This window comes from Corynebacterium sp. HMSC078H07 (genome assembly GCF_001812805.1).
GTDB lineage: Bacteria > Actinomycetota > Actinomycetes > Mycobacteriales > Mycobacteriaceae > Corynebacterium.
In genome coordinates this window covers 1-1,143 of sequence record NZ_KV810478.1, presented here as the reverse complement: position 1 = coordinate 1,143, position 1,143 = coordinate 1, and the positions used below count along the sequence as shown (strand labels likewise).

The 1,143-nt window shown below is 55.8% G+C and carries 2 protein-coding genes; both read left to right on the top strand.

The genetic code is table 11. The annotated features are described in order from the left end of the window. A partial coding sequence (locus HMPREF2875_RS14150) for a hypothetical protein (protein ID WP_371327560.1) occupies positions 1-198 on the top strand: 198 nt, incomplete at its 5' end. Then, complete coding sequence (locus HMPREF2875_RS06795; protein ID WP_070671501.1) at positions 198-1,097, top strand: IS3 family transposase; 900 nt, start codon at positions 198-200, stop codon at positions 1,095-1,097. The genes HMPREF2875_RS14150 and HMPREF2875_RS06795, both read left to right, overlap by 1 nt. Positions 1,098-1,143 lie beyond the last annotated feature (46 nt).

Sequence of the window (1,143 nt, the reverse complement as noted above, 5' to 3'; positions counted from 1 at the left end):
GCCGGGCTTTTAGGCCGGTGGGTCAAACTCGAGCGTGAGCGCCGAGGAGCCTCGGATGGGATGAGTGAGGCTGATCTTCGTGCTGAGAATGCTCGTCTGCGCCGTGAGTTGGCGGAAGCCAAGATGGATAACGAGTTTTTGTCAAAAGCGACAGCCTTCTTCGCCGCGAAGCAACGCGAGCAGAAAAGTTCGAACTAATGCAGCAGGAGAAGGCGAACTACAGCATCAAACGCATGGCACGGCTATTAAAAGTGTCTCGGTCTGGATACTACAAATGGGCCCATGTGCAGCAGAAACGACTATCCGGAAAGGATGATCGGGCAGCATTTTACGATGATGTTGACCGAAAGATTCATCAGATTTGGAAAGACTCCGATGAGGTTTATGGTGCTCCGCGGATCACCGCAGAGCTCGCCGAGCGCTACCACATTTCGCTTAACCGTAAGACTGTGGCGAAGCGGATGCGCATGATGGGCATTGAAGGGATTTCACCGCGTGCCTTTGTCCCGGTGACAACGATTCAATCCAAGCGTAAGTCAACTCTTCCTGACCTGGTCAAGCGCATGTTTGATACTGGTGAGCTTAACCGGGTGTGGATGTCGGATATTACCTACCTACGCACCAGCGAGGGATGGTTGTACTTGTGCGCGGTCCGCGATGGTCATTCCCGCAGAGTGCTGGGCTGGGCAATGGATAGTGTTCAAGACACACACCTGGTTGAACGGGCCCTGCGGATGGCGCATACGCTGCGCGGTGACGTTCCTGAAGGACTGGTGTTTCATGCTGACCGCGGAACGCAATTCACTAGCGAGAAGCTCTGGGAGGTCTGCCGCAACCTGGGCATTGCTCAGTCTGTGGGGCGTACTGGTGTGTGCTTCGATAACGCGATGGCTGAGTCGTTCTGGTCGACGCTTAAAACCGAGTTCTACGACCGTAAGCGCTGGGCGACCCGTGATGCCGCACGCAAGGCCGTTGCCTACTGGATTGAAGTCGTCTACAACCGCCGGCGCCGGCACTCTGCACTCGGGATGGTCAGCCCCGTCGACTTCGAGAACCACGCCGGCGCAATCAACAGCAGAAAAGAAATAGCTGCCTAACCACTAGGTAGCTCCACTACGTGTCCACGATTTGCGGGCAACCCCA

Coding starts and splice junctions, on each gene's coding strand:
- HMPREF2875_RS06795 (WP_070671501.1), top strand. CDS start 198: ATGCAGCAGGAGAAGGCGAACTACAGCATCAAACGCATGGCACGGCTA.